Origin of the sequence: Microbacterium hydrocarbonoxydans, assembly GCF_011752045.1 — a bacterium.
Taxonomy (GTDB): Bacteria; Actinomycetota; Actinomycetes; order Actinomycetales; family Microbacteriaceae; genus Microbacterium.
This window is the reverse complement of the sequence record NZ_JAAKXW010000005.1, coordinates 488,354-507,077: the sequence shown is the minus strand read 5'-3', so window position 1 is coordinate 507,077 and position 18,724 is coordinate 488,354. Positions and strand designations below refer to the sequence as shown.

Below are 18,724 nucleotides of genomic sequence, written 5' to 3'. Positions count from 1 at the left end.
GCCTCAGACGTCCGCGTCGACGATCACGGCGACCTTGCCGGTGACCCTTCCCGTCTCCACGCGCTCGTGGGCGGCGACCAGATCGTCGAGCCCGTACTCCGCGTCGAGATGGACGGTCAGCTCCCCCGCGTCGGCGAGAGCGGCGATCTCCGTCAGCTGCGCGCCGTTCGCCGCGACGAGGATCCTCGTCACGGGGTCGGCTCCCCAGCCGGCCAGCTGCGCCCTCTGGGCGTCGGCGAGACCGGTGATGGTGACCACCGCGGTGCCGTCGGCGACCGCGCCCCGCGGCGGCAGGGTGTCGTCGACCGTGATGAGGACCGCGTCGACCCGCTCGATCCCGGCGAGCGCCGCCTCGTCGCGGTAATCGATCACGGTGTCCGCGCCCCAGCTCCGCAGCAGCTCCTGCTTGCCGGGGCGCGCCGTGGCGATCACCTCGGCACCCCGCGCCTTCGCCAGCTGAACGGCCAGGTGCCCCACTCCGCCCGCGCCTCCGAGCACGAGAACGCGCTGCCCGCTGCGGACCTCGGCGACGTCGAGCGCCTGCCACGCCGTCAGCGCGGCGAGCGGCGCGGCACCCGCCTGCGCGATGCTCCAGCTCGCCGGCGCGGCGGCCAGATCGCGAGCCCGCACGACGGCGTACTCCGCGAGAGTGTGCGCGGCGTCGGGGAAGGCAGCGAGGGCGAAGACGCGGTCGCCCGGCGCCCACTCCCCCGCGTCGTCGCCGACATCCGACACGACCCCCGCGACGTCCCATCCCGGATGGTCGGTGTACCGGATCGGCCCGAAGTCCGTCGCGGCCGCGCGGATCTTCACGTCCACGGGGTTGAGCCCCACGGCCCCCACCTTCACGAGGACCTCGCCCGGCCCGGCGACCGGGATCTCGACCTCGGAGATGGAGATGACCTCGGCCGCGCTTCCCGGTCCGGAGTACTTCGCTGAACGCACCTGTTCGCCTTTCGTTCCTGCGGTCGCTCCGACCGCGACATCCAGCCTGATCCACGGTCGCCCGCACGAAAAGTGGCTTGAAAGACAACATATGTCATGATGTGGCCATGCATCGTGTCGTCGTCGTCGCCCTCCCCGGGGTCTACCCGTACGAGCTCGGAGTGCCCGCGCGCTTCTTCCGGGCCGCCTTCCGCGACGGGACGCCGCTCTACTCCGTCACGACCTGCTCCCTCGACGGCGAGCCGGTGCCCACAGACGCCGACTTCTCCGTGACGCCCATGTCGGACAGGAGGGCGCTGGACATCGCCGACACGATCATCGTGCCGCCGTGGAGCGGCGCCGAGACGTCCGGGGATCCCATCGGACTCCACGCGTACGCCGACCGGCGCATCGTCAGCTACTGCACCGGAGCCTTCACTGTCGCGGCATCCGGTCTCCTCGACGGCAGGGAGGCGACGACCCACTGGTGCGCCTCCGACGCGTTCGAGAGGCGGTTCCCGCGCGTGCGCCTGCGGCCGGATGAGCTCTTCGTCGACACAGGGTCGGTGCTGACCGCCGCCGGCGCGTCCGCCGCGGTCGACGCCACCATGCACCTCATCGCGCACGACCACGGCACCGCGGTCGCGGCCGGGGTCTCGCGGATCACCCTGGCCGCGCCCCACCGGGGAGGCGGGCAGCGCCAGTTCGTCGCCCGGCCGGCCGTCGCATCCTCAGCCCCCGGTTCCGCGAGCGACATCCAGAGCTGGCTGCTCGCGCACGTCGACGAACCGCTGTCGCTGGCCTCCGTCGCCGAGCGCTTCGGGATGAGCGTGCGCACCCTCACCCGGCGCTTCCGTGCGGAGACCGGGCGGACCGTGGGCGACTGGTTCGCCGATGCTCGGGTCGACCGCGCCAGGGAGCTGCTCGAGACCACCGACCTCCTCGTCGACGACGTGGCGGCGCGCGCGGGGTTCGCGACCGCGGCGGCGCTGCGCAAGCACTTCCGCGAGCGACTCGGAATCGCACCGCAGCAGTACCGCTCCCGATTCACGCGGGCCGCGTAGGCTAGCTGGAATGGGCATGCCCTCCCCCCTCCCGGTGCGCGACGGCGTCGGAGCGACCCGCCTGCACGTGCCGCTGCATGGTGAATGGCCGACCGTCGCCGCGTACATGGTGGAGCGGTTCTTCCATCTCGAGCCGGAACGGCTGCTGGTCCGCTTCGACCGCGGCGAGATCGTCGCCCGCGACGGCAGCGCCCTCACCAGGGACACTCCACTCGGGGCCGAGGAGTTCGTCTGGTATTACCGGGAGCCGCCCATCGAGCGGGAGATCCCTTTCGACGTCGAGCTGCTGCATCAGGACGACGACCTCGTCGTCGTGGACAAGCCGCATTTCCTGCCCACGACGCCGGGAGGCAAGTTCCTGCAGAACTCCGCCCTCGTGCGGCTGCGCAACCTGCTCGGCATCCCGGAGCTCACCCCCATCCACCGCCTCGACAGGGCGACGGCGGGCCTGCTGATGTTCTCGACCCGGCCGGAGACCCGCGGCGCCTACCAGCTGCTGTTCGAGAACCGCGAGGTGCAGAAGGTGTACGAGGCGGTCTCGCCCCGTCCCGCCGGCTGGGATCCTTCCCGCTTTCCTCTCGTCTACCGCAACCACATCGTCAAGAACCGGGGTGAGGTGTGCGTGCGGGTCGACGACGAACGGGAGCCGAACTCCGAGACCCTCATCGAGATCCTGGATGCGGACCACCGCGTCGTGCACACGCTGCTGCGACCGCACAGCGGCAAGATGCATCAGCTGCGGGTCCATCTCGCCGCTCTCGGCCTCGGCATCCTGAACGACGGGTTCTACCCGGTCCTGCTGCCGGAGACGCCCGACGACTTCGCGAAGCCGCTCCAGCTGCTGGCCAGGGAGCTGCGCTTCGCCGATCCGCTGAGCGGCGAGGCGCGCGCGTTCACGACCCGGCGCCGCCTGCAGGAGGCCCCGGCGTGACGGCGCTCCGCGACATCGCCCGCTGGCGCCTCCGCTCCCAGCTCCTCGAGGCGCCGGCCGCAGACGCCGAGACGGCGGTGCGGACCATGCTCGCCGTGCAGGCCGAGAACCCTGCCCAGTCGGCATGGGCCGTCGCGGCCCGCACGACCTCGCCAGACCAGGGTGACCTGGGGAAGGCCCTGGCGGACGGACGTGTCGTGCGCACTCACGTGCTGCGCCCCACGTGGCACTACGTGCACGCCGACGACGTCCGCTGGCTGATCGCTCTCACCGCCCCGCGGGTGCTGCCCGTCTTCGACCAGCAGCTGCAGCCGTCGGCCGACCGGATGACCGACCTCATCGATGCGATCGGGAAGGCCGTCGCGGGCACTCCCGGTCTCACCCGCGCCGAGATCGCCGTCGCCCTCGCGGAGGGCGGGCTGGAGCTGCCCTCCTCGCAGCTGACGCTGCTGCTGGGCAGGCTCGAGCTGCACCGCATGATCATCAGCGGCGCGCCCCGCGACGGTCAGCACACCTATGCCCTGATGGACGATCGGGTGCCGGCGGGCGAGGCGGTGGACCGCGACGACGCGCTCGCCCGCCTGGCGTTCGGCTACCTCGCGTCGCACGGCCCGGCCACCGATCGCGATCTCGCGTACTGGGCGACCCTCACCGTGACGGATGCGCGGCGCGCGATCTCGGCCGTCTCGGAGCGGCTGGAGTGCTTCGAGCATGAGGAGCGCACCTACTGGCACGTTCCGGGGAGCGCACCGTTCTCGGGTCGCAGCCCCGCGCATCTGCTGCAGATCCTGGATGAGATGTACCGCGGATATCAGGACTCGCGCTGGGTGCTGGACGCGGAGGGAGTCGTGCCCAGGGCGCGTGAATCGTCGATGGGCATGGTGCTCTGCGACGGGCAGATCGTCGCCGGCATGCGGCGCAGCGTGAGCGCCGCGAAGGCGGTCTTCACGGTGTCGCCCTACCGCCGGCTCGATGGCCGCGAGCGCGCCGAGATCGAGGATGCCGCGGAACGATGCGGCGCCTTCCTCGGCGTCGAGCCGGTGCTCGAGTTCACGTCGGGCTGAGGGGCTGGTCCGCCGCAACGGTCGCCTCGGCATAGCGCCGGGCGAGGGTCCTGATCGCCTCCCGGAGCTCTGGCGGACCTTCGACCGTGAACGGCTGGTCGAGCAGCGCGAGGTGCACGGCGACCGTCATCGGGTGATCCGCTCCGGTGGCGAGGATGCAGCGCTCGTCGTCGACAGCCTCGACGAGGCCGACCGACGGGTCGATCCTGTCTGCCACGACATCTGCGGGCGCGTGGATCAGTACGCGGGCGCGGAATCTCCATCCGGCCGAGGCGACGCCGCGCAGCACATAGCCGGACACATCGTCAGCCGGCAGCTCTCGCGGGGTGAACGGTCGACGGGTCGGCGGGCGGAGCACCATGCGATCGACCCGGAAGCTGCGCCACCCATCGCGCTCGAGGTCGAATGCGACGAGATACCAGCGTCGTCCCCAGCTCACGAGCCGGTACGGCTCCACACGACGAGATGAGCGCTCGCCCTGGAACGGCGTGTACTCGAACCGCAGCCACTCGGCATCCTGAACGGCGCGGGCGATGGCCGCGAGCACGGACGCCTCGACATCGGCGCCGGAATCACGAGTCTGCGGCGCGGTCGCGGCCTCCATGGCGCGCACCTGAGCGGCCAGGGGCGGCGGGAGCACGTTCTCGAGTTTGGCGAGCGCACGCGCCGCACTCCCCTCGATCCCCGCGACCGAGTTCGTCGTCACCTGATGCAGGGCGATCGCGACGGCGATGCCCTCGTCGTCGTCCAGCATGAGCGGTGGCAGATCCGTCTCGCGGTCGAGGCGGTAGCCGCCGGCGGCGCCGGCCGTGGCGTCGATCACGTAGCCGAGTTCGCGAAGCCGGGCGATGTCGGCACGGATCGTCCGCGTCGACACGGCCGTGCGACGAGCCAGCTCTGCGGCCGTCCACGCCCGCCGCTGCCGGAGCAGCGCGAGCACCTGGAGCACGCGCATGGCCGTCTGATTCACCGCCGAACCTCTCTCATGATGCGGAAGCTATTCTTCCGCATTGATTCCTACCGTAGGGGCATGACGAACAACGAGCCGAACGGCATCCCGCAGACCACTCCCCTCGCCGACGAGCGGATCGCTCCGTTCACGCTGGCGATCCCCGACGCCGACGTGGCCGACCTCCGCGACCGTCTCGCGCGCACCCGGTACACGACGGAGGCGCCCGGCGCCGACCCCGCATACGGCGCCAGCCTCACCGCGGTGCGCGCGATGGCGGAGTACTGGCAGCACGAGTTCGACTGGCGTGCCGTCGAAACTCGACTCGCGGCCTTCCCGCAGTTCCTGACGACCGTCGATGGACAGCCCATCCACTTCCTGCACGTGCGCTCGGCAGAGCCCGGCGCCTTTCCGATCGTGCTGACGCACGGCTGGCCGGGCTCGTTCGCCGAGTTCGCCGACATGATCGCGCCGCTCGTCGATCCGGTCGCGCACGGCGGACGAGCCGAGGATGCATTTCACGTCGTCGTCCCGAGCGTCCCCGGCTACGCGTTCAGCGCTCCGGTGACCGAGAGCGGCTGGGGCTCTGCGCGGGTGGCGGCGGCATGGGACACGCTCATGAAGCGCCTCGGATACGAGCGGTACGGTGCCCACGGCGGCGACGGCGGATCGCTGGTCGGACGCGAGCTCGGCATCCTCGCGCCCGAGGGCCTCGTCGGCACGCACGTGCTGCAGCTGTTCTCGTTCCCCAGCGGCGACCCCACGGAGTTCGAGAAGCTCGGCCCGAAGGACTACGAGGCGCTCGAGATCCTGAAGGACTTCGGTGAGATCTCGGCGTTCGCCACGCTGCAGTCCACCCGGCCGCAGACGCTGGCCCACGCACTCGCCGACTCACCGGTCGGCCAGCTCGCCTGGAACGAGCTCATGGCGACCTTCGATCGTCCGACCGCTCTCACGCGGGACCAGATCCTCACCCACGTGTCACTGTACTGGTTCACGAACACGGCCGGGTCTTCTGCAAGGCAGTACAAGGAGGATGCGCGCTTCAACGCCGGCGAGGGCGTCTCTGAGCGCGTCAACCACACGCCCACCGGAGTCTCCGTCTTCAAGAACGACTTCCACTCGATCCGGCCGTTCGCCGAGCGGGACAACGACCGGATCGTGTTCTGGAAGGAGCACGAGGTGGGCGGGCACTTCGCGGCGATGGAGGTGCCCGACATCCTCGTCGCGGACCTGCGCGAGTTCTTCGCTCCGCTGCGCTGAGACGTGCGCGACGGCCGCCCTGGCATCGGGGCGGCCGTCTGCGTCGTCAGCGGCGCATGACCTTCCGCGCCAGGCGGTTGCCGAGCAGCTGCACGAGGTGCACGAACGCCACGATGAGGATGATCGCCGCCCACATCACCACGGGCTCGAACTGGCGGAAGCCGTAGATCTGCGCGAAGGCGCCGAGGCCGCCGCCGCCGATGAGACCGGCCATCGCCGTCATGTCGATGAGCGCCACGATGATGAAGGTGTAGCCGAGGATGAGCGGCCCGAGAGCCTCGGGGATCGCCACGGTGAACAGGATCCGCCAGGGACCCGCGCCCATCGATCGAGCGGCCTCGATGACGCCGGGCGGCACGGACACGAGGTGCTGCTCGACGATGCGGCCGATCGCGAAGGACGCGGCCAGCCCGATCGCGAAGGCGCCGGCGTTCGTGCCGATGCCCGTGCCGATGATGACCCGGGCGAGGGGCTGCGACACTGCCGCGATGAAGATCACGAACGGGATGGGGCGGAAGATGTTGATGACCGTGTTCATCACGGCGTTCACCGGGCGGTTGGGCAGGATGCCGCCGCTGCGGGTGATGTAGAGGATGACGCCCCAGATCAGGCCGAGCACCCCGCCGAGGACGAGCGCGATCGATGTCATGTAGAGGGTCTCGAGCGCGGCGACCCAGAACTCGGGCCACAGCTCCATCAGACGATCCATCAGCGGACCTCCTCTCCGGCGGCGCCGGCGACTTCGCCGGCGATCTCGGTGACCTCCACGCGTTCGCCGATGGGGGCGAGCGCCCGGTCGATCGCCGCGTCCTCGCCTCGGATCGCGAGGGTGAGGTGTCCGAAGGCACGGCCGCGGATGTCGTTGATGCCGCCGTACACGAGCTCGAAGTCGAGACCGGCGGCCGCGAGATCGAGGAACACCTGGGCCTGCGACGAGTCGCCGTCCCGGAACGAGAAGGTGACCAGGCGCCCTCGGTGCCGCTCCCGGAGGACGGCGACCTCGCTGGGCGAAGGGATGCCCTTCACGACGGTCCCGACGAAGCGCTGCGAGGCGGGGTTCTGCGGGGCCGAGAAGACGTCGAAGACGTCCCCCTGCTCGATCACGCGGCCGCGGTCCATCACCGCCACCTTGGTGGCGATGGTCTGGATGACGTCCATCTCGTGCGTGATGACGACGATGGTGACGCCCTGCTCCTCGTTCACCCGCTTGAGGAGGTCCAGCACCTCGTGCGTGGTCTGCGGGTCGAGCGCGCTGGTCGCCTCGTCGGCCAGGAGGATCGCCGGCCCGGTGGCGAGCGCGCGGGCGATGCCGACGCGCTGCTTCTGCCCGCCGGAGAGCTGCTCCGGGTAGGCCTTGGCCTTGTCCGACAGGCCGACGAACTCGAGGAGCTCGGCGACGCGGGCGTCGATGTCGGCCTTCGCCCAGCCTGCCAGCTTGAGCGGATAGGCGATGTTGGCCTTGACGCTGCGGGACGCGAAGAGATTGAACTGCTGGAAGATCATGCCGATGCCGCTGCGCACCCGGCGCAGCTCGCGCTCTGAGAGAGCGGTGATGTCGACGCCGTCGACCGTGATCGTGCCGCCCGTGGCCGGCTCCAGCGCGTTGATCAGGCGCACGAGAGTGGACTTGCCGGCGCCCGAGTAGCCGATGATGCCGAACACGTCGCCCTTCTCGATCGAGAGGGTCACGTCGTCGACGGCGACCACGTCTCCGGCACCGGGGGTGCGCGACGGGTACGCCTTCGAGACGCCGGTGAGGGTGACGATCGCCATGTGGGTGCTCCGGTCTGATGCTGGTGACGGAGAATCGGGTGGCGCGGTACGCGCCACCCGATTCTCTCAGTCGCAGGTCACTTCTGGTCTGCGGTGTCCTTCTCGACCTTCTCCAGCGACGCGAGGAGATCCTTCACCGGGGTCTGCAGCGCCACGGCGGTGTCGCCGGAGGACTCGAGCAAGCCGGCCTGGACGTCCTCGTTCGTCTGGAAGATCTCGACGAGCTTCAGGTAGGTCTCGTTGTCGGCATCCTCGGAACGGGCGGCGAAGATGTTGACGTACGGAAGTGCGTTCGGGTCGGACGGGTCGTCCTGCGCGATCGCGTCGTCGAAGGTCAGGCCGGCGTCGGCGACGAAGTCGTTGTTGAGGATCGCGGCTGCCACGTCGGGCAGCGAGGTCGCGAGGATGGCGGCCTCGAGCGCGGTGACCTTGACCTTCGACTTCTCGGTGTCGACGTCGGCGAGGTCGGAGAAGATCGTGCCGCCGCTCTTCAGCTCGATGAGGCCCGCGGACTGCAGGACCAGCAGGGCGCGCGCCTGGTTGGAGGCGTCGTCGGGCACGGCGACGGTCTCGCCCTTCGGGATGTCCTTCACGTCGTCGTACTTCTGCGAGTACAGGCCGAGCGGGTAGATCGCCGTGGAGCCGATCGGGACGAGGTCCTCACCCGAGTTCACGTTGTAGTCCGCGAGGTACACGATGTGCTGGAACTGGTTCAGGTCGAGCTCCCCCTCGGCGAGCGCCGGGTTCGGCTGCTCGTAGGAGCCGAAGTCGACCAGCTCGACCGTGATGCCCTCCTCAGCGGCCGCCTCCACGAAGGGCTCCCACTGCGGGTCGCCCTTGCCGACGATGCCGATCCTGACGGTCTCGTCTCCGCCGCCGGAACCGCCGTCGGTGGACGCCGTGGCGCAGCCGGAGAGCGCGATGAACAGGGGCGCCGCGGCGAGCGCGGCGATGACGGAAGTGGTGCGACGGGACATGATGTGTGCGGGTTCCTCTCTGGGGGGACTCTCCAACGGTAGGCACGCAGTACGGCACCGGAGGAATCGGGTGTCACACGGCGTCACAGCCTGGTTGCATGGCCAGCCTGGGGACTCAGTCGAACTCCTCGATGCCCTGCAGGCGCACCTGCTCGAGATCCAGCCGCGCCGAGATGCGACGCACGACGAGGTCGTCGACGGCGCCGGAGCGGCGCAGTCCGAGCAGCACCTCGCGCTTGCGCTCCAGCAGCGCGAGCTTGAGCCTCGTGTGCTCCTCGTGGCGGATCAGCGGCGAGCGCTGGGCGAGATCGACCGCGGTGGAGGTCGCGATCATCTGCAGGCCGGCCGCGGCATCCGCTCCCTGCTCCTCGTAAGGGTCGGGAGCGTCCAGCAGCGCGTCCAGCGCCTTGGCCTCTGCGTCCACGAGCGCCTGCTCACGGGCCAGGGTGCGCGCATTGGCGAACTCGAGCATGAGGTAGCCCTCGGAGCGGACCCGGTCGAGCACCTCCTGCCCGATGCCGTGCTCTGCGGCGAGGTCGTCGAGCGCCGCGAGCGCCGCACCGGAGATCGTCCGTTCGGCGAGCTCGTACTCCTCGACCGCTGCGGTGTCAGCGGGGAGCCGGGCCCAGCGCACCACGGCGGGCAGCAGCGGACCCTGCACGAGCAGGCTCAGCAGGATGACGCCGGCGGTGACGAACACGATCTCTTCGCGGCCCGCTCCCCCGATGCCGTCCGGCACGGAGAGCGCGATCGCCAGCGACACGGCGCCGCGCATGCCGGCCACGGTGGACACGACGCGCGCCCTCGAGCGCAGGCCGCGCGGCGGCCGCGGTCCCGGCTGCCGCTGGAACGGGACGCTCATCCACTGGAAGAGGTAGCGCACTGCGAGGAGCGCCGCCCAGACGGCGACGGTGGTGAGCACGAGCCGGCCGATCGCAGCCCCGGAGATCTCGTGCACGACGAACTGGACCTCCAGCCCGATGAGCACGAAGAGCGCGCCGTTGAGCAGGAAGACGCCGAACGGGAAGGCGGCCTCCGCCTGGCGGCGGGAGGAGGCCGTGGTGATGCGCGGCGAGACGTACGCGATCACGAGACCGGCGACCACGACCGCGAGCACCCCGGAGGCGTGCACGATCTCGGCGAGCAGGAATGCGGTGAACGGCACCAGCAGCAGGGTGACGTTGATGATCGCGGTGCGCGCGGTGCGCCGGAGCAGGAGGTACGCGAGGGCCGCGATCACGGCACCGGCGGCGACGCCGCCCGCGTAGGAGATGAGGACAGCCATCGTGACCGTGAGCGGCGTGATGTTCTCGCCGACGGCGAGCGACACCGCGATCGCGTACAGCACCAGGGCTGTGCCGTCGTTGGTGAGGCTCTCGGCCTTGAGCTTCATGAACATGCGCTGCGGCAGCAGGCGCCCGAGAGCCGCGACGGCGGTCGCGTCAGGCGGCGCGACCGCCGCGCCGAGGATGAGGGCGATCTCCCACGGAATCCCGAACAGCACGCCCACGCCGGCGACTGCGAAGGCGGAGGCGACGACGAGGAGGGTGCTCATCGGCAGGATGTAGCGGAAGTCGCGCCGGATCGAGCGCAGCGAGGTGGTCAGGCTCTCCCAGAAGAGCATCACCGGCAGGAAGAGCAGCAGCACCGTCTCCGGCGGAAGCTGCACCTCCCGGAGCGCGGGGACGAAGCCGAGCAGCAGCCCGAGCACCACGAGCACCAACGGCAGGGCGAGCCGGATGCGGGGTGCGAGGAGCGCGCCGGCGAGGATCGTGAGTCCGAGCAGGACCGTGATTTCGAGGCCTTCCATCACCACCTCCCAACAGCGGTGACTGAAGGATATTCCTTCGGGTCAGGCGGGACGCACCCGGGCGATCGCAATGCGCCCCGCGCCCGTGACCTCGATCGTCTCCGCCTCGTCGCTCAGCACGGCGTCCTCGCGTTCGAGGCGCTCGCCGCTGACACGGAGATCTCCGTCGAGCGCGATGATCGCGGTCACCTCGCCGGAGCGGCCGCCGACGAGATGCACGCGCTCCACGACCTGGCACGCGAGCGAAGCAGTTCCGAACTCGCGGTTCACCATGACGTTGAGATCCAGGCTCGGCGCCGTGACGCCTGCCGCGCTCACGTCTGCCTCTCCGGGGAACCGGATCACGTCGAAGCGCGGGATGCTCCGCCGCACGCCGTCCACGAGCAGCTCCAGTCCGCCCTCGCTCAGGGGCATCAGCAGCCGGTCCACTCCCGGATATGCCGAGAAGTCGCCGTCCCGGTCGATGCGCGCGATGCTCAGTCGCCAGTCGAACTCGCGATTCGCGGACGCCGCCGGGGCCACCGCGATCTCGCTGGTCTGGCCGCCGCCGTTGCGCCAGGGCGCGACCGAGCGCCCTGAGCGGGCGAGAAGCCTCACGAGAACGCCGCCAGACCGCGGGCGAGAAGCTGCGCGGGCTCTTCTCCCGATGCCAGCACGCCGTCGCCGAACACCACCCGGCCGCCGACGACCACGCGGGTCAGATCGGACGCGGTCGCGGCGAAGATCAGCTGCTCGGGGGCCGCGCCGACCGTGCGCATCGAGTCCGTGCGGACCTCGATGAGATCGGCGGGCCCTCCCGGTTCCAGCGGCCCCTGCGCCCAGCCGAGCGAGCGATAGCCCCCGCCGCCGGCCGCATGGAGCACCTCGGCCGGGCTGAACCGCCCCCGCGCACCTGAGGAGAGCCGGTCCTGCATCTCCAGCGAGCGCATCTCCAGGATCGCGTCGACGACGGCGTTCTGATCCGAGCCGAGGGCCAGCGTCGCCCCGGCATCCTTCAGGGCTCGCGCCGGGCCGATGCCGTCGCCGAGATCGGCCTCGGTGGTCGGGCACATCACGATCGAGACCCCGGCGCCGCCGAGGAGCTCGATGTCACGATCGGTCAGATGCGTCGCGTGCACGGCGCTGAGACGTGAGGACAGCACCCCTCGCTCGGCGAGAAGCTCCGTGGGCGTCACGCCGTAGGTGGCGACGCACGCCTCGTTCTCCGCCGGCTGCTCGGACAGATGGATGTGGAGAGGCACGTCTTCGGGGAGACCCTCGGCGATCTGGGAGATCTCGTCCGGGGTGAGGGCCCGCACCGAGTGCAGAGCGGCCCCAAGTCGCGGGATCCGGCGACGCAGCTCGAACCAGCGCTCGAGGTATCGTTCGGCGGTGCCGTCTCCGAACCTCGTCTGCTCGGGACTCAGCGGCTGCCCGATCCCGCCCTGCAGATAGGCGGTATCGAGAAGGGTGAGCCGGATGCCGACGTCCTCCGCCGCAGCGGAGAGCGCCTCCTCCATGTCGTGCGCCGCGTAGCGGGACCCGTCGGGCCGATGGTGCGCGTAGTGGAACTCCCCCACCGCCGTGTAGCCCGCGGCGAGCATCTCCGCGAAGACCGCCCTGGCCAGCTCCCGGTAGTTCTCGGGGTCGAGGCGGCCGGCCGCCTCGTACATCTGCCGCCGCCAGACCCAGAAGTCTCCCCCGTCGGCGTGCGTGCGTCCGCGCAGCACCCGATGGAAGGCGTGGGAATGGGCGTTCCCCACCCCGGGCATCACGGCGCCCAGACGGAGGTCACCTGCGCGGGCGTCGGTGCCGGCCGTGATCGACGACACCATCCCGTCGGCATCCACCTCGATCCGCACACGCTCGCGCGTGCCGGACGCGGTGACCAGTCGCTCGCACCACAGACTCACAGCAGGCCCTTCAGAACGGTGACGAGAGCCTCGATCCCCTCGAGGCAGTCATCGACCTCGGCGAACTCCTGAGGAGCGTGCGACACACCGGTGGGGTTGCGCACGAAGATCATCCCGGTCGGGACGGACGCCGCGAGGACGCCCGCGTCGTGCCCGGCCCCGGAGGGAAGCGCAGGCACCCCGCCGAGAGCGGCCTGGAGCTTCGCCGAGAGGTCGGCGTCGAAGGCGACCTCCGGCGACCACGAGTTCTCCACGAACTCGGATGCCCCCGTCCGCCGGGCGATGTCGGCGACCAGCTCGCGCGTCTCCTCGTCGCTGGCGGCCCTGGCATCCAGCGTCATGGTGACAGTCGAGGCGATGACGTTCGATCCACCGGGCACGGCGGAGATGCGCCCCACGGTCGCCCGCGCGCCCGGCATCGCGAGGGCCGCCTGCTGGATCTCGAGCACGGCACGCGCCGCGCTCACCATGGGATCGTCGCGGTCGGTCATCAGCGTCGCCCCGGCGTGGTTCCCCTGCCCGCGGAAGGTCAGCGTCCACCGGCCGTGGGCGAGGATGCTGCTGGCGATCGCCGTCGCGGAGCCCAGCTCGATCAGGCCCCGGCCCTGCTCGACATGAAGCTCGAGAAAGAGGCCGATCCTGCGCAGCGACTCCTCATCGCGACCGATGTGGGAAGCGTCGAAGCCCACGTGCTTCGCGACATCGGCGTAGCTCTGCCCCGCGGCATCCGTCAGGGATCGCACGCGAGCCGGCGAGATCGCACCGGCCATGAGCGCCGAGCCGAGGCAGGCGACGCCGAAGCGCGAGCCCTCCTCCTCGGCGAAGACGAGGATCGCGAAGGGGCGCGAGGGGATGAAGCCCTCCCGCTTCAGCGCGGCCACGGCCTCCAGCGCGCTGACCACGCCCAGCGGTCCGTCGAAGGCGCCGCCTCCGGGAACGCTGTCCAGGTGGCTCCCGGTGACGATCGCGTCATCCCCAGGCGCGCCCCACCACGCCCAGATGTTCGCGTTGCGGTCGTGCTCGACCGAGAGCCCGAGCTGCTCCGCGCGGGCGACGAACCAGCTGCGCAGCTGCATGTCGGCGTCGTTCCAGAGGTGACGGGAGTAGCCGCCGCGAGCGCTGTCGCGACCGACGCCGTCGATCTGATCGAGTCCGGCGAGCCGGCCGTGTGCAACCGCTTCTGTCATGCTCCGATCACAGCACAGTCGCCGCGGCGTCGACAGGCATCTGCATCAGACTATGTCTGTGATCCCAGACAACGACGGACCGGTCAGCCGATCTCCTCGGTGAGTTCGAACCAGCGCAGCTCCAGCTCCTCGATCTCCGCCTCCTGCTCGCCGATCGCCTTCATCTTCTCCCCGAGCCCCGCATAGTCGGACTGGTCATGATCGGCGAGGGCGTGCTTGGCGGCGTCCACCTGCTCCGTGAGCTTCTGGATGCGACGCTCGAGGGCGGAGACCTCCTTCTGCGCGGCGCGCAGGGCGGCGCCCTCGAGGCCCTTCGGCGCGGCCTCGGCCTGCGCGGCGGGCTTCGCCGGAGCGGCATCCTGCAGCTGCCGGAGCCGCAGGTACTCGTCGACGCCGCCGGGGAGATGGCGCAGCCGGCCGGCGCCGTCGGGCCCCGGCAGGATCGCGTACTGCTGGTCGGTGACGCGCTCGAGGAAGTACCGATCGTGGCTGACCACGAGGAGCGTGCCCGACCAGGAGTCGAGGAGGTCCTCGATGGCCGCGAGCATGTCGGTGTCCATGTCGTTCGTCGGCTCGTCGAGGATCAGCACGTTCGGCTGGTCGAGGAGCACGAGGAGCAGCTGCAGGCGGCGCTGCTGACCTCCGGAGAGGTCCTTGACCGGGGTGGACAGCTGGGCAGAGGAGAACCCGAGCCGCTCCAGGAGCTGGCCGGGGGTGAGGTCCTGCGCCTTGGATCCGGCGCCGAGCGTGTACGAGGTGCGCAGCCGGGAGATGACGACGCGCACCGGCTCGTCCCAGACCTCCTCGAGTTCCTCCAGGCGCTGGGTGAGGGTCTTGACCCGCACCGTCGTGCCACGCTTGATCCGGCCGCTGGTGGGCTCGACGGTGCCGGAGATGAGCCCGAGCAGAGTCGACTTGCCCGCGCCGTTGACGCCGAGGATGCCGGTGCGCTCCCCCGGCGCGATGCGCCATTCGATGTCGCGGAGGAAGTCGCGGCCGTCCCAGGCGACGCCGACGTCGAGGAGGTCGACGACGTCCTTGCCGAGGCGGGAGGCGGCGAGCGACTGCAGCGAGACCTTGTCGCGGATCTCGGGGACGTCGGCGATCAGCTCGTTGGCCGCGTCGATGCGGAACTTCGGCTTGCTGGTGCGAGCGGGGGCTCCGCGGCGCAGCCAGGCGAGCTCCTTGCGGGCGAGGTTCTGGCGCTTCGCCTCGGTCGCCGCCGCCATCCGGTCGCGCTCCACGCGCTGCAGGATGTACGCCGCATAGCCGCCCTCGAAGGGCTCGACGATGCGATCGTGCACCTCCCAGGTCTCCGTGCACACCTCGTCGAGGAACCACCGATCATGCGTGACCACCATCAGCGCGCCGGCGTTCGCCGCCCAGCGCTTCTTGAGGTGACCGGCGAGCCACGTGATGGCCTCGACGTCGAGGTGGTTGGTCGGCTCGTCGAGAGCGATGACATCCCAGTCGCCGGCGAGCAGCTTCGCCAGCGAGACCCGGCGCCGCTGGCCGCCCGAGAGCGTGCCGATCTCGGCTTCCCAGGGCAGACCGCCGAGGAGGCCCTCGATGACGTCGCGGACGCGAGCGTCGCCGGCCCACTCGTGCTTGGGGGTGTCGCCGACCACCGCCTGCGCGATCGTCAGGTCGTCGGGGAGAGTGTCGGCCTGGTCGAGCACGCCGATCCGGATGCCGCCGCGGACGGTCACGCGACCGGAGTTCGGCTCCTTGATGCCTGCCAGCATGCCGAGCAGGCTGGACTTGCCGTCGCCGTTGCGGCCGACGATGCCGATGCGGTCGCCCTCCTCGATGCCGAGGGTCACGGAGTCGAAGACGACTCGGGTCGGGTATTCGAGGTGGAGGGCTTCTGCCCCGAGGAGATGTGCCATGTCCCCTCAAGGGTAGTCGCGCCGCCTGGGCGCGCTCACCGTGTTCCGAACATCTCCGGGACGGATGCCGTGAACTCCTCGAAGTGGCTGTACCAGACGGTGTGCGCGGCACCGGGGACGGTGCGGACGTCGACGCCGCCACGGGCCGCATTCCGGGCGTCGGCGTCTGCGACCCGGCCGCTCGGGTCGGGCAGGATCAGGATGGAGCCGGGGCGCATCGGCCATTCGCCGCCGGCTCCGGCGGAGAGGGATGCCGACGTCGCCGGATCGAACCTCTCGGCGGCGCGGGCCTCGACCGCGGCATCCGTCGCGGAGTAGTACGGGCGGGTGGCGCGCAGCCAGTCCGGGTCGGTGCGGTTTCGCCGGTCCTGCTCGTAGCGCTCTGTGAGCGCCCGTCGGTCCTGACCACCCGTGATGCGCGGGATGGCGTCGACATGGACGGCGGTCGCGGGGCGCAGGCGGCCGGATGCCGCGGCGAGCACCGTGGCGCCGTAGGAGTGGCCGATGGCGTGGATCTCCGCGTGGCCGGCGACGCGGTGACGGACGGTCTCGACGACGGATGCCGCCGCCCTCTCGATCGTGAGGTCGGGATCACGGGGAGACAGACCGTGGCCGGGGAGGTCGAGCGCGATCACCCGGTAGCCGCGGCGCTCGAGGAGCGGGATGACGCGCCACCAGCTCTCGGCGGAGCCCATGAGACCGTGCAGGAGGAGGGCGGTCCTGTTCGGGGTGGCCGTGTTGATTGGCGCACCGGTGTCGATCGGCGGGCCGGTGTCGATCGCGTTGAGGAGCATCCGGTCAGTCAACCACGACTCGTTATCGTTTCGTGATCTTGCATACCTCGTATCTTTGTTCGAATGTCGGTGGTTCCTGGTGTACTGCAGGCATGGCGGTTCTGCTTGATGCGACGGACTCCCAGATGGCGATGCTCGCCGATCTGGTGGAGTCGCTGGAGGCCGCGGAGGCGACCCTGGCGTCGATGCACGCCGCCCGCGATGGGCTGCTCGCCCTCGCCGGCAGGCTCGCCGTCGACATCGCCCGACAGGGCGATCATCCCGATGGCGCAGACATGACCATCCGGACCGTTGCCGCCGAGATCGGTGCCGTGCAGCGGGTGAGCGACCGGACGGTGGAGCGGCGGATCTCCCAGGCCTCCTGGCTGGTCGACGGGTTCCCTGCCGTCTGGCAGGCGCAGGGAGCGGGGCGCGTGAGTGCAGCCCACGCGGCGGTGATCGTCGAGGCCGGCGGTCACCTGACGGATGCCGGTGATCGGGCCGCCTTCGCGGCAGCAGTGCTGCCGATCGCCGAAGCAGAATCCCCGAACCGGCTGCGGCCGCTGGCGCGGCGGATCGCGGAGCGCTTCCAGCCGCGCAGCATCGACGAGAGACACCGGGCGGCGCGCGACAGGCGACGAGTGTGGAGCGTTGACGCCGAAGACGGGATGGGCGATCTGCACATCCACACGTCTGCGACCCTGGCCCACGGGATGATGGACCGGCTGTCGAAGATGGCTCACGCCATTCGCGAAGAGAACCGCCGTGCTGCCAGGGACGCGAAGGTCGCAGGCGATGTGACCTTCGAGCCCGACGAGCGGACGGTCGACGAGATCCGCGCGGATCTGCTCGTCGACCTCGTGCTCACCGGAGCACCGACGGGCCACGACACCACCGATGGTCTCCTCGGCGAGATCCGCGCCGAAGTCGAGGTCACTGTTCCGGTCACCAGCCTCATTCGGGATGATGCAGCCGATGACCATCTTGACGACGACATCGCAGGCGCTGGAGACGGGAGCGGTGATCATGCGACCGGGGTCGCCGACGAACTGGCCGCCCGATTCCGCGCCGCGTCCCGAATTCCTGCCGAACTCGACGGCATCGTCCCCATCGACGCTGCCACCGCGCGCGCACTCGCGGGGAACGCGGTCGGGTGGAACCGCGTCCTGACACATCCGATCACCGGCGCCGTCCTCGCGGTCGACCGATATCGCCCCAACAAAGACCTGCGCCGGCTCCTCAAGGCCCGAGACCAGCGCTGCAGATTCCCCGGCTGCCGAATCGCCGCCCGCAAGTGCGACCTCGACCACAATCACTCCGCCTCCACAGGCGGTGCCACGTGCGACGAGAATCTCGCGGCCTTCTGCCGCCGCCATCACATGCTCAAGCACTCCTCCCCCTGGCAGGTCACGCCGAGACCCGGCGGCGTGCTCGAGTGGACCAGTCCCACCGGTCGCACCTACGTCGACCGGCCACCTCCGCCGCATACCGTCGTGTTCAGCGAATCCCACATGGGCAGATCGGATGCCGACCTGGTCCCAAGGGTTCCGCCACCGTTCTGACGACTCCTGCGACGCAGAAGCTGTGGATAACTCGCGCGACAGGCGCAGGTTCGGGTTACCGTGTGCTGGTGACTCTCCGACGACGACGCACACTTCCGCTGGCGATGCTCGGCGCGCTCGCGCTCTCCGGCGCAGCGCTCGTGGGATGCACCCCGGAGGCCGAGCCGACCCCGACTCCGACCGCGGCGTTCGCCTCGGAGGAGGAGGCGTTCGCTGCGGCGGAAGAGGTGTACCGGGCGCTCACCGCCGCCGTGAACGACGTTGACCCATCTAAAACTGAAACTTTCGAGGCCGTTTACGAGCTCTCAAGCGGCACTTTCGAGGAGGCGGATCGCGAAAACTACTCGACAATGCACGCCGAAGGACACAAGATCTCTGGTGACGCGACGGTACTCTCATTCACCGGCACCTCCTCGACTGCGCCCTTCACGCACGTTGAAGCGCTTGTCTGTCTCGACGTCAGCGACGTAACGGTCACTGATGCCTCAGGTAACTCGCTCGTGAACCCGAATCGTCCGGACATATATGCGCTGACCGTGGGCTTCGAGCATGATGGCGAGCGTCTGTTAGTCGACTCAGCCGAGCGCACAGAGGACCAAGCATGCGTGGCTTCGTAATCGCAACCCTTGTCGCATCTGTGATCGCCAACGCAGAGAGCGGAGGCGC

General features: G+C 70.1%; 17 protein-coding genes. 6 read left to right on the top strand and 11 right to left on the bottom strand.

The window, feature by feature from the left end:
- Nucleotides 1-3: 3 nt before the first annotated feature.
- The gene (locus G6G98_RS16295; protein ID WP_164234510.1) at nucleotides 4-945 is read right to left on the bottom strand and encodes an NADP-dependent oxidoreductase; all 942 of its coding nucleotides are present in this window, start codon (nucleotides 943-945) and stop codon (nucleotides 4-6) included.
- A 107-nt stretch (nucleotides 946-1,052) separates the two neighbouring features.
- Here G6G98_RS16295 and G6G98_RS16290 point away from each other — a divergent pair, with 107 nt between their 5' ends.
- The 3 genes from G6G98_RS16290 to G6G98_RS16280 are packed head-to-tail and all read left to right on the top strand — an operon-like array spanning nucleotide 1,053 to nucleotide 3,983.
- Entirely contained in the window at nucleotides 1,053-1,988 is a 936-nt protein-coding gene (locus tag G6G98_RS16290) for a GlxA family transcriptional regulator (protein WP_164234509.1), read from the top strand.
- Nucleotides 1,989-2,004: 16 nt separating this feature from the next.
- Nucleotides 2,005-2,919 (top strand): pseudouridine synthase, encoded by a 915-nt coding sequence (locus G6G98_RS16285; protein WP_208321518.1) that lies wholly within the window; start codon nucleotides 2,005-2,007, stop codon nucleotides 2,917-2,919.
- Entirely contained in the window at nucleotides 2,916-3,983 is a 1,068-nt protein-coding gene (locus G6G98_RS16280; RefSeq protein WP_067358186.1) for a winged helix DNA-binding domain-containing protein, read from the top strand. Before G6G98_RS16285 ends, G6G98_RS16280 begins: the two co-directional genes overlap by 4 nt.
- Here G6G98_RS16280 and G6G98_RS16275 read toward each other — a convergent pair.
- Nucleotides 3,970-4,953 (bottom strand): helix-turn-helix transcriptional regulator, encoded by a 984-nt coding sequence (locus G6G98_RS16275; RefSeq protein ID WP_164234507.1) that lies wholly within the window; start codon nucleotides 4,951-4,953, stop codon nucleotides 3,970-3,972. The genes G6G98_RS16280 and G6G98_RS16275 overlap by 14 nt on opposite strands.
- A 60-nt stretch (nucleotides 4,954-5,013) precedes the next feature.
- On the opposite strand from G6G98_RS16275, the gene G6G98_RS16270 reads away from it, so the two are divergent.
- On the top strand, nucleotides 5,014-6,195 hold the full coding sequence (locus G6G98_RS16270) for an epoxide hydrolase family protein (protein WP_164234506.1): 1,182 nt from the start codon (nucleotides 5,014-5,016) through the stop codon (nucleotides 6,193-6,195).
- A 46-nt stretch (nucleotides 6,196-6,241) separates the two neighbouring features.
- On the opposite strand, the gene G6G98_RS16265 is transcribed toward G6G98_RS16270, so the two are convergent.
- From G6G98_RS16265 to G6G98_RS16225, 9 genes are all read right to left on the bottom strand, one after another.
- Nucleotides 6,242-6,904, bottom strand: coding sequence for a methionine ABC transporter permease (locus G6G98_RS16265; protein WP_164234505.1), 663 nt, complete (start codon nucleotides 6,902-6,904; stop codon nucleotides 6,242-6,244).
- A complete protein-coding gene (locus tag G6G98_RS16260) occupies nucleotides 6,904-7,968 on the bottom strand; it encodes a methionine ABC transporter ATP-binding protein (protein ID WP_164234504.1) in 1,065 nt (354 codons plus the stop codon). The genes G6G98_RS16265 and G6G98_RS16260 overlap by 1 nt, the downstream gene beginning before the upstream one ends.
- A 77-nt stretch (nucleotides 7,969-8,045) precedes the next feature.
- Entirely contained in the window at nucleotides 8,046-8,945 is a 900-nt protein-coding gene (locus tag G6G98_RS16255; protein WP_164234503.1) for a MetQ/NlpA family ABC transporter substrate-binding protein, read from the bottom strand.
- Nucleotides 8,946-9,060: 115 nt separating this feature from the next.
- Complete coding sequence (locus G6G98_RS16250) at nucleotides 9,061-10,755, bottom strand: Na+/H+ antiporter (RefSeq protein WP_164234502.1); 1,695 nt, start codon at nucleotides 10,753-10,755, stop codon at nucleotides 9,061-9,063.
- Between the two features lie 42 nt (nucleotides 10,756-10,797).
- A complete protein-coding gene (locus tag G6G98_RS16245; protein ID WP_067358163.1) occupies nucleotides 10,798-11,352 on the bottom strand; it encodes a HutD/Ves family protein in 555 nt (184 codons plus the stop codon).
- A complete protein-coding gene (locus G6G98_RS16240; RefSeq protein WP_067358160.1) occupies nucleotides 11,349-12,647 on the bottom strand; it encodes a formimidoylglutamate deiminase in 1,299 nt (432 codons plus the stop codon). Before G6G98_RS16240 ends, G6G98_RS16245 begins: the two co-directional genes overlap by 4 nt.
- A complete protein-coding gene (locus G6G98_RS16235; RefSeq protein ID WP_067358158.1) occupies nucleotides 12,644-13,834 on the bottom strand; it encodes an allantoate amidohydrolase in 1,191 nt (396 codons plus the stop codon). The genes G6G98_RS16240 and G6G98_RS16235 overlap by 4 nt, the downstream gene beginning before the upstream one ends.
- 83 nt (nucleotides 13,835-13,917) lie before the next feature.
- Nucleotides 13,918-15,723, bottom strand: a complete 1,806-nt coding sequence (locus G6G98_RS16230) for an ABC-F family ATP-binding cassette domain-containing protein (protein WP_067358155.1) — start codon at nucleotides 15,721-15,723, stop codon at nucleotides 13,918-13,920.
- A 35-nt stretch (nucleotides 15,724-15,758) separates the two neighbouring features.
- Nucleotides 15,759-16,529 (bottom strand): alpha/beta fold hydrolase, encoded by a 771-nt coding sequence (locus G6G98_RS16225; RefSeq protein WP_164234501.1) that lies wholly within the window; start codon nucleotides 16,527-16,529, stop codon nucleotides 15,759-15,761.
- Between the two features lie 20 nt (nucleotides 16,530-16,549).
- Here G6G98_RS16225 and G6G98_RS16220 point away from each other — a divergent pair, with 20 nt between their 5' ends.
- On the top strand, nucleotides 16,550-18,058 hold the full coding sequence (locus G6G98_RS16220; RefSeq protein WP_243842154.1) for an HNH endonuclease signature motif containing protein: 1,509 nt from the start codon (nucleotides 16,550-16,552) through the stop codon (nucleotides 18,056-18,058).
- A gap of 68 nt (nucleotides 18,059-18,126) precedes the next feature.
- Nucleotides 18,127-18,675 carry a hypothetical protein gene (locus tag G6G98_RS16215; protein ID WP_164234310.1) on the top strand — a complete coding sequence of 183 codons (549 nt, stop codon included), beginning with the start codon at nucleotides 18,127-18,129 and terminating at the stop codon, nucleotides 18,673-18,675.
- Nucleotides 18,676-18,724 lie beyond the last annotated feature (49 nt).

Excerpts from the sequence above, each read along its gene's own strand:
- G6G98_RS16290 (WP_164234509.1), top strand. The coding sequence starts at position 1,053 with ATGCATCGTGTCGTCGTCGTCGCCCTCCCCGGGGTCTACCCGTACGAG.
- G6G98_RS16285 (WP_208321518.1), top strand. The coding sequence starts at position 2,005 with ATGCCCTCCCCCCTCCCGGTGCGCGACGGCGTCGGAGCGACCCGCCTG.
- G6G98_RS16270 (WP_164234506.1), top strand. The coding sequence starts at position 5,014 with ATGACGAACAACGAGCCGAACGGCATCCCGCAGACCACTCCCCTCGCC.
- G6G98_RS16265 (WP_164234505.1), bottom strand. The coding sequence starts at position 6,904 with ATGGATCGTCTGATGGAGCTGTGGCCCGAGTTCTGGGTCGCCGCGCTC.
- G6G98_RS16260 (WP_164234504.1), bottom strand. The coding sequence starts at position 7,968 with ATGGCGATCGTCACCCTCACCGGCGTCTCGAAGGCGTACCCGTCGCGC.
- G6G98_RS16255 (WP_164234503.1), bottom strand. The coding sequence starts at position 8,945 with ATGTCCCGTCGCACCACTTCCGTCATCGCCGCGCTCGCCGCGGCGCCC.
- G6G98_RS16250 (WP_164234502.1), bottom strand. The coding sequence starts at position 10,755 with ATGGAAGGCCTCGAAATCACGGTCCTGCTCGGACTCACGATCCTCGCC.
- G6G98_RS16235 (WP_067358158.1), bottom strand. The coding sequence starts at position 13,834 with ATGACAGAAGCGGTTGCACACGGCCGGCTCGCCGGACTCGATCAGATC.
- G6G98_RS16230 (WP_067358155.1), bottom strand. The coding sequence starts at position 15,723 with ATGGCACATCTCCTCGGGGCAGAAGCCCTCCACCTCGAATACCCGACC.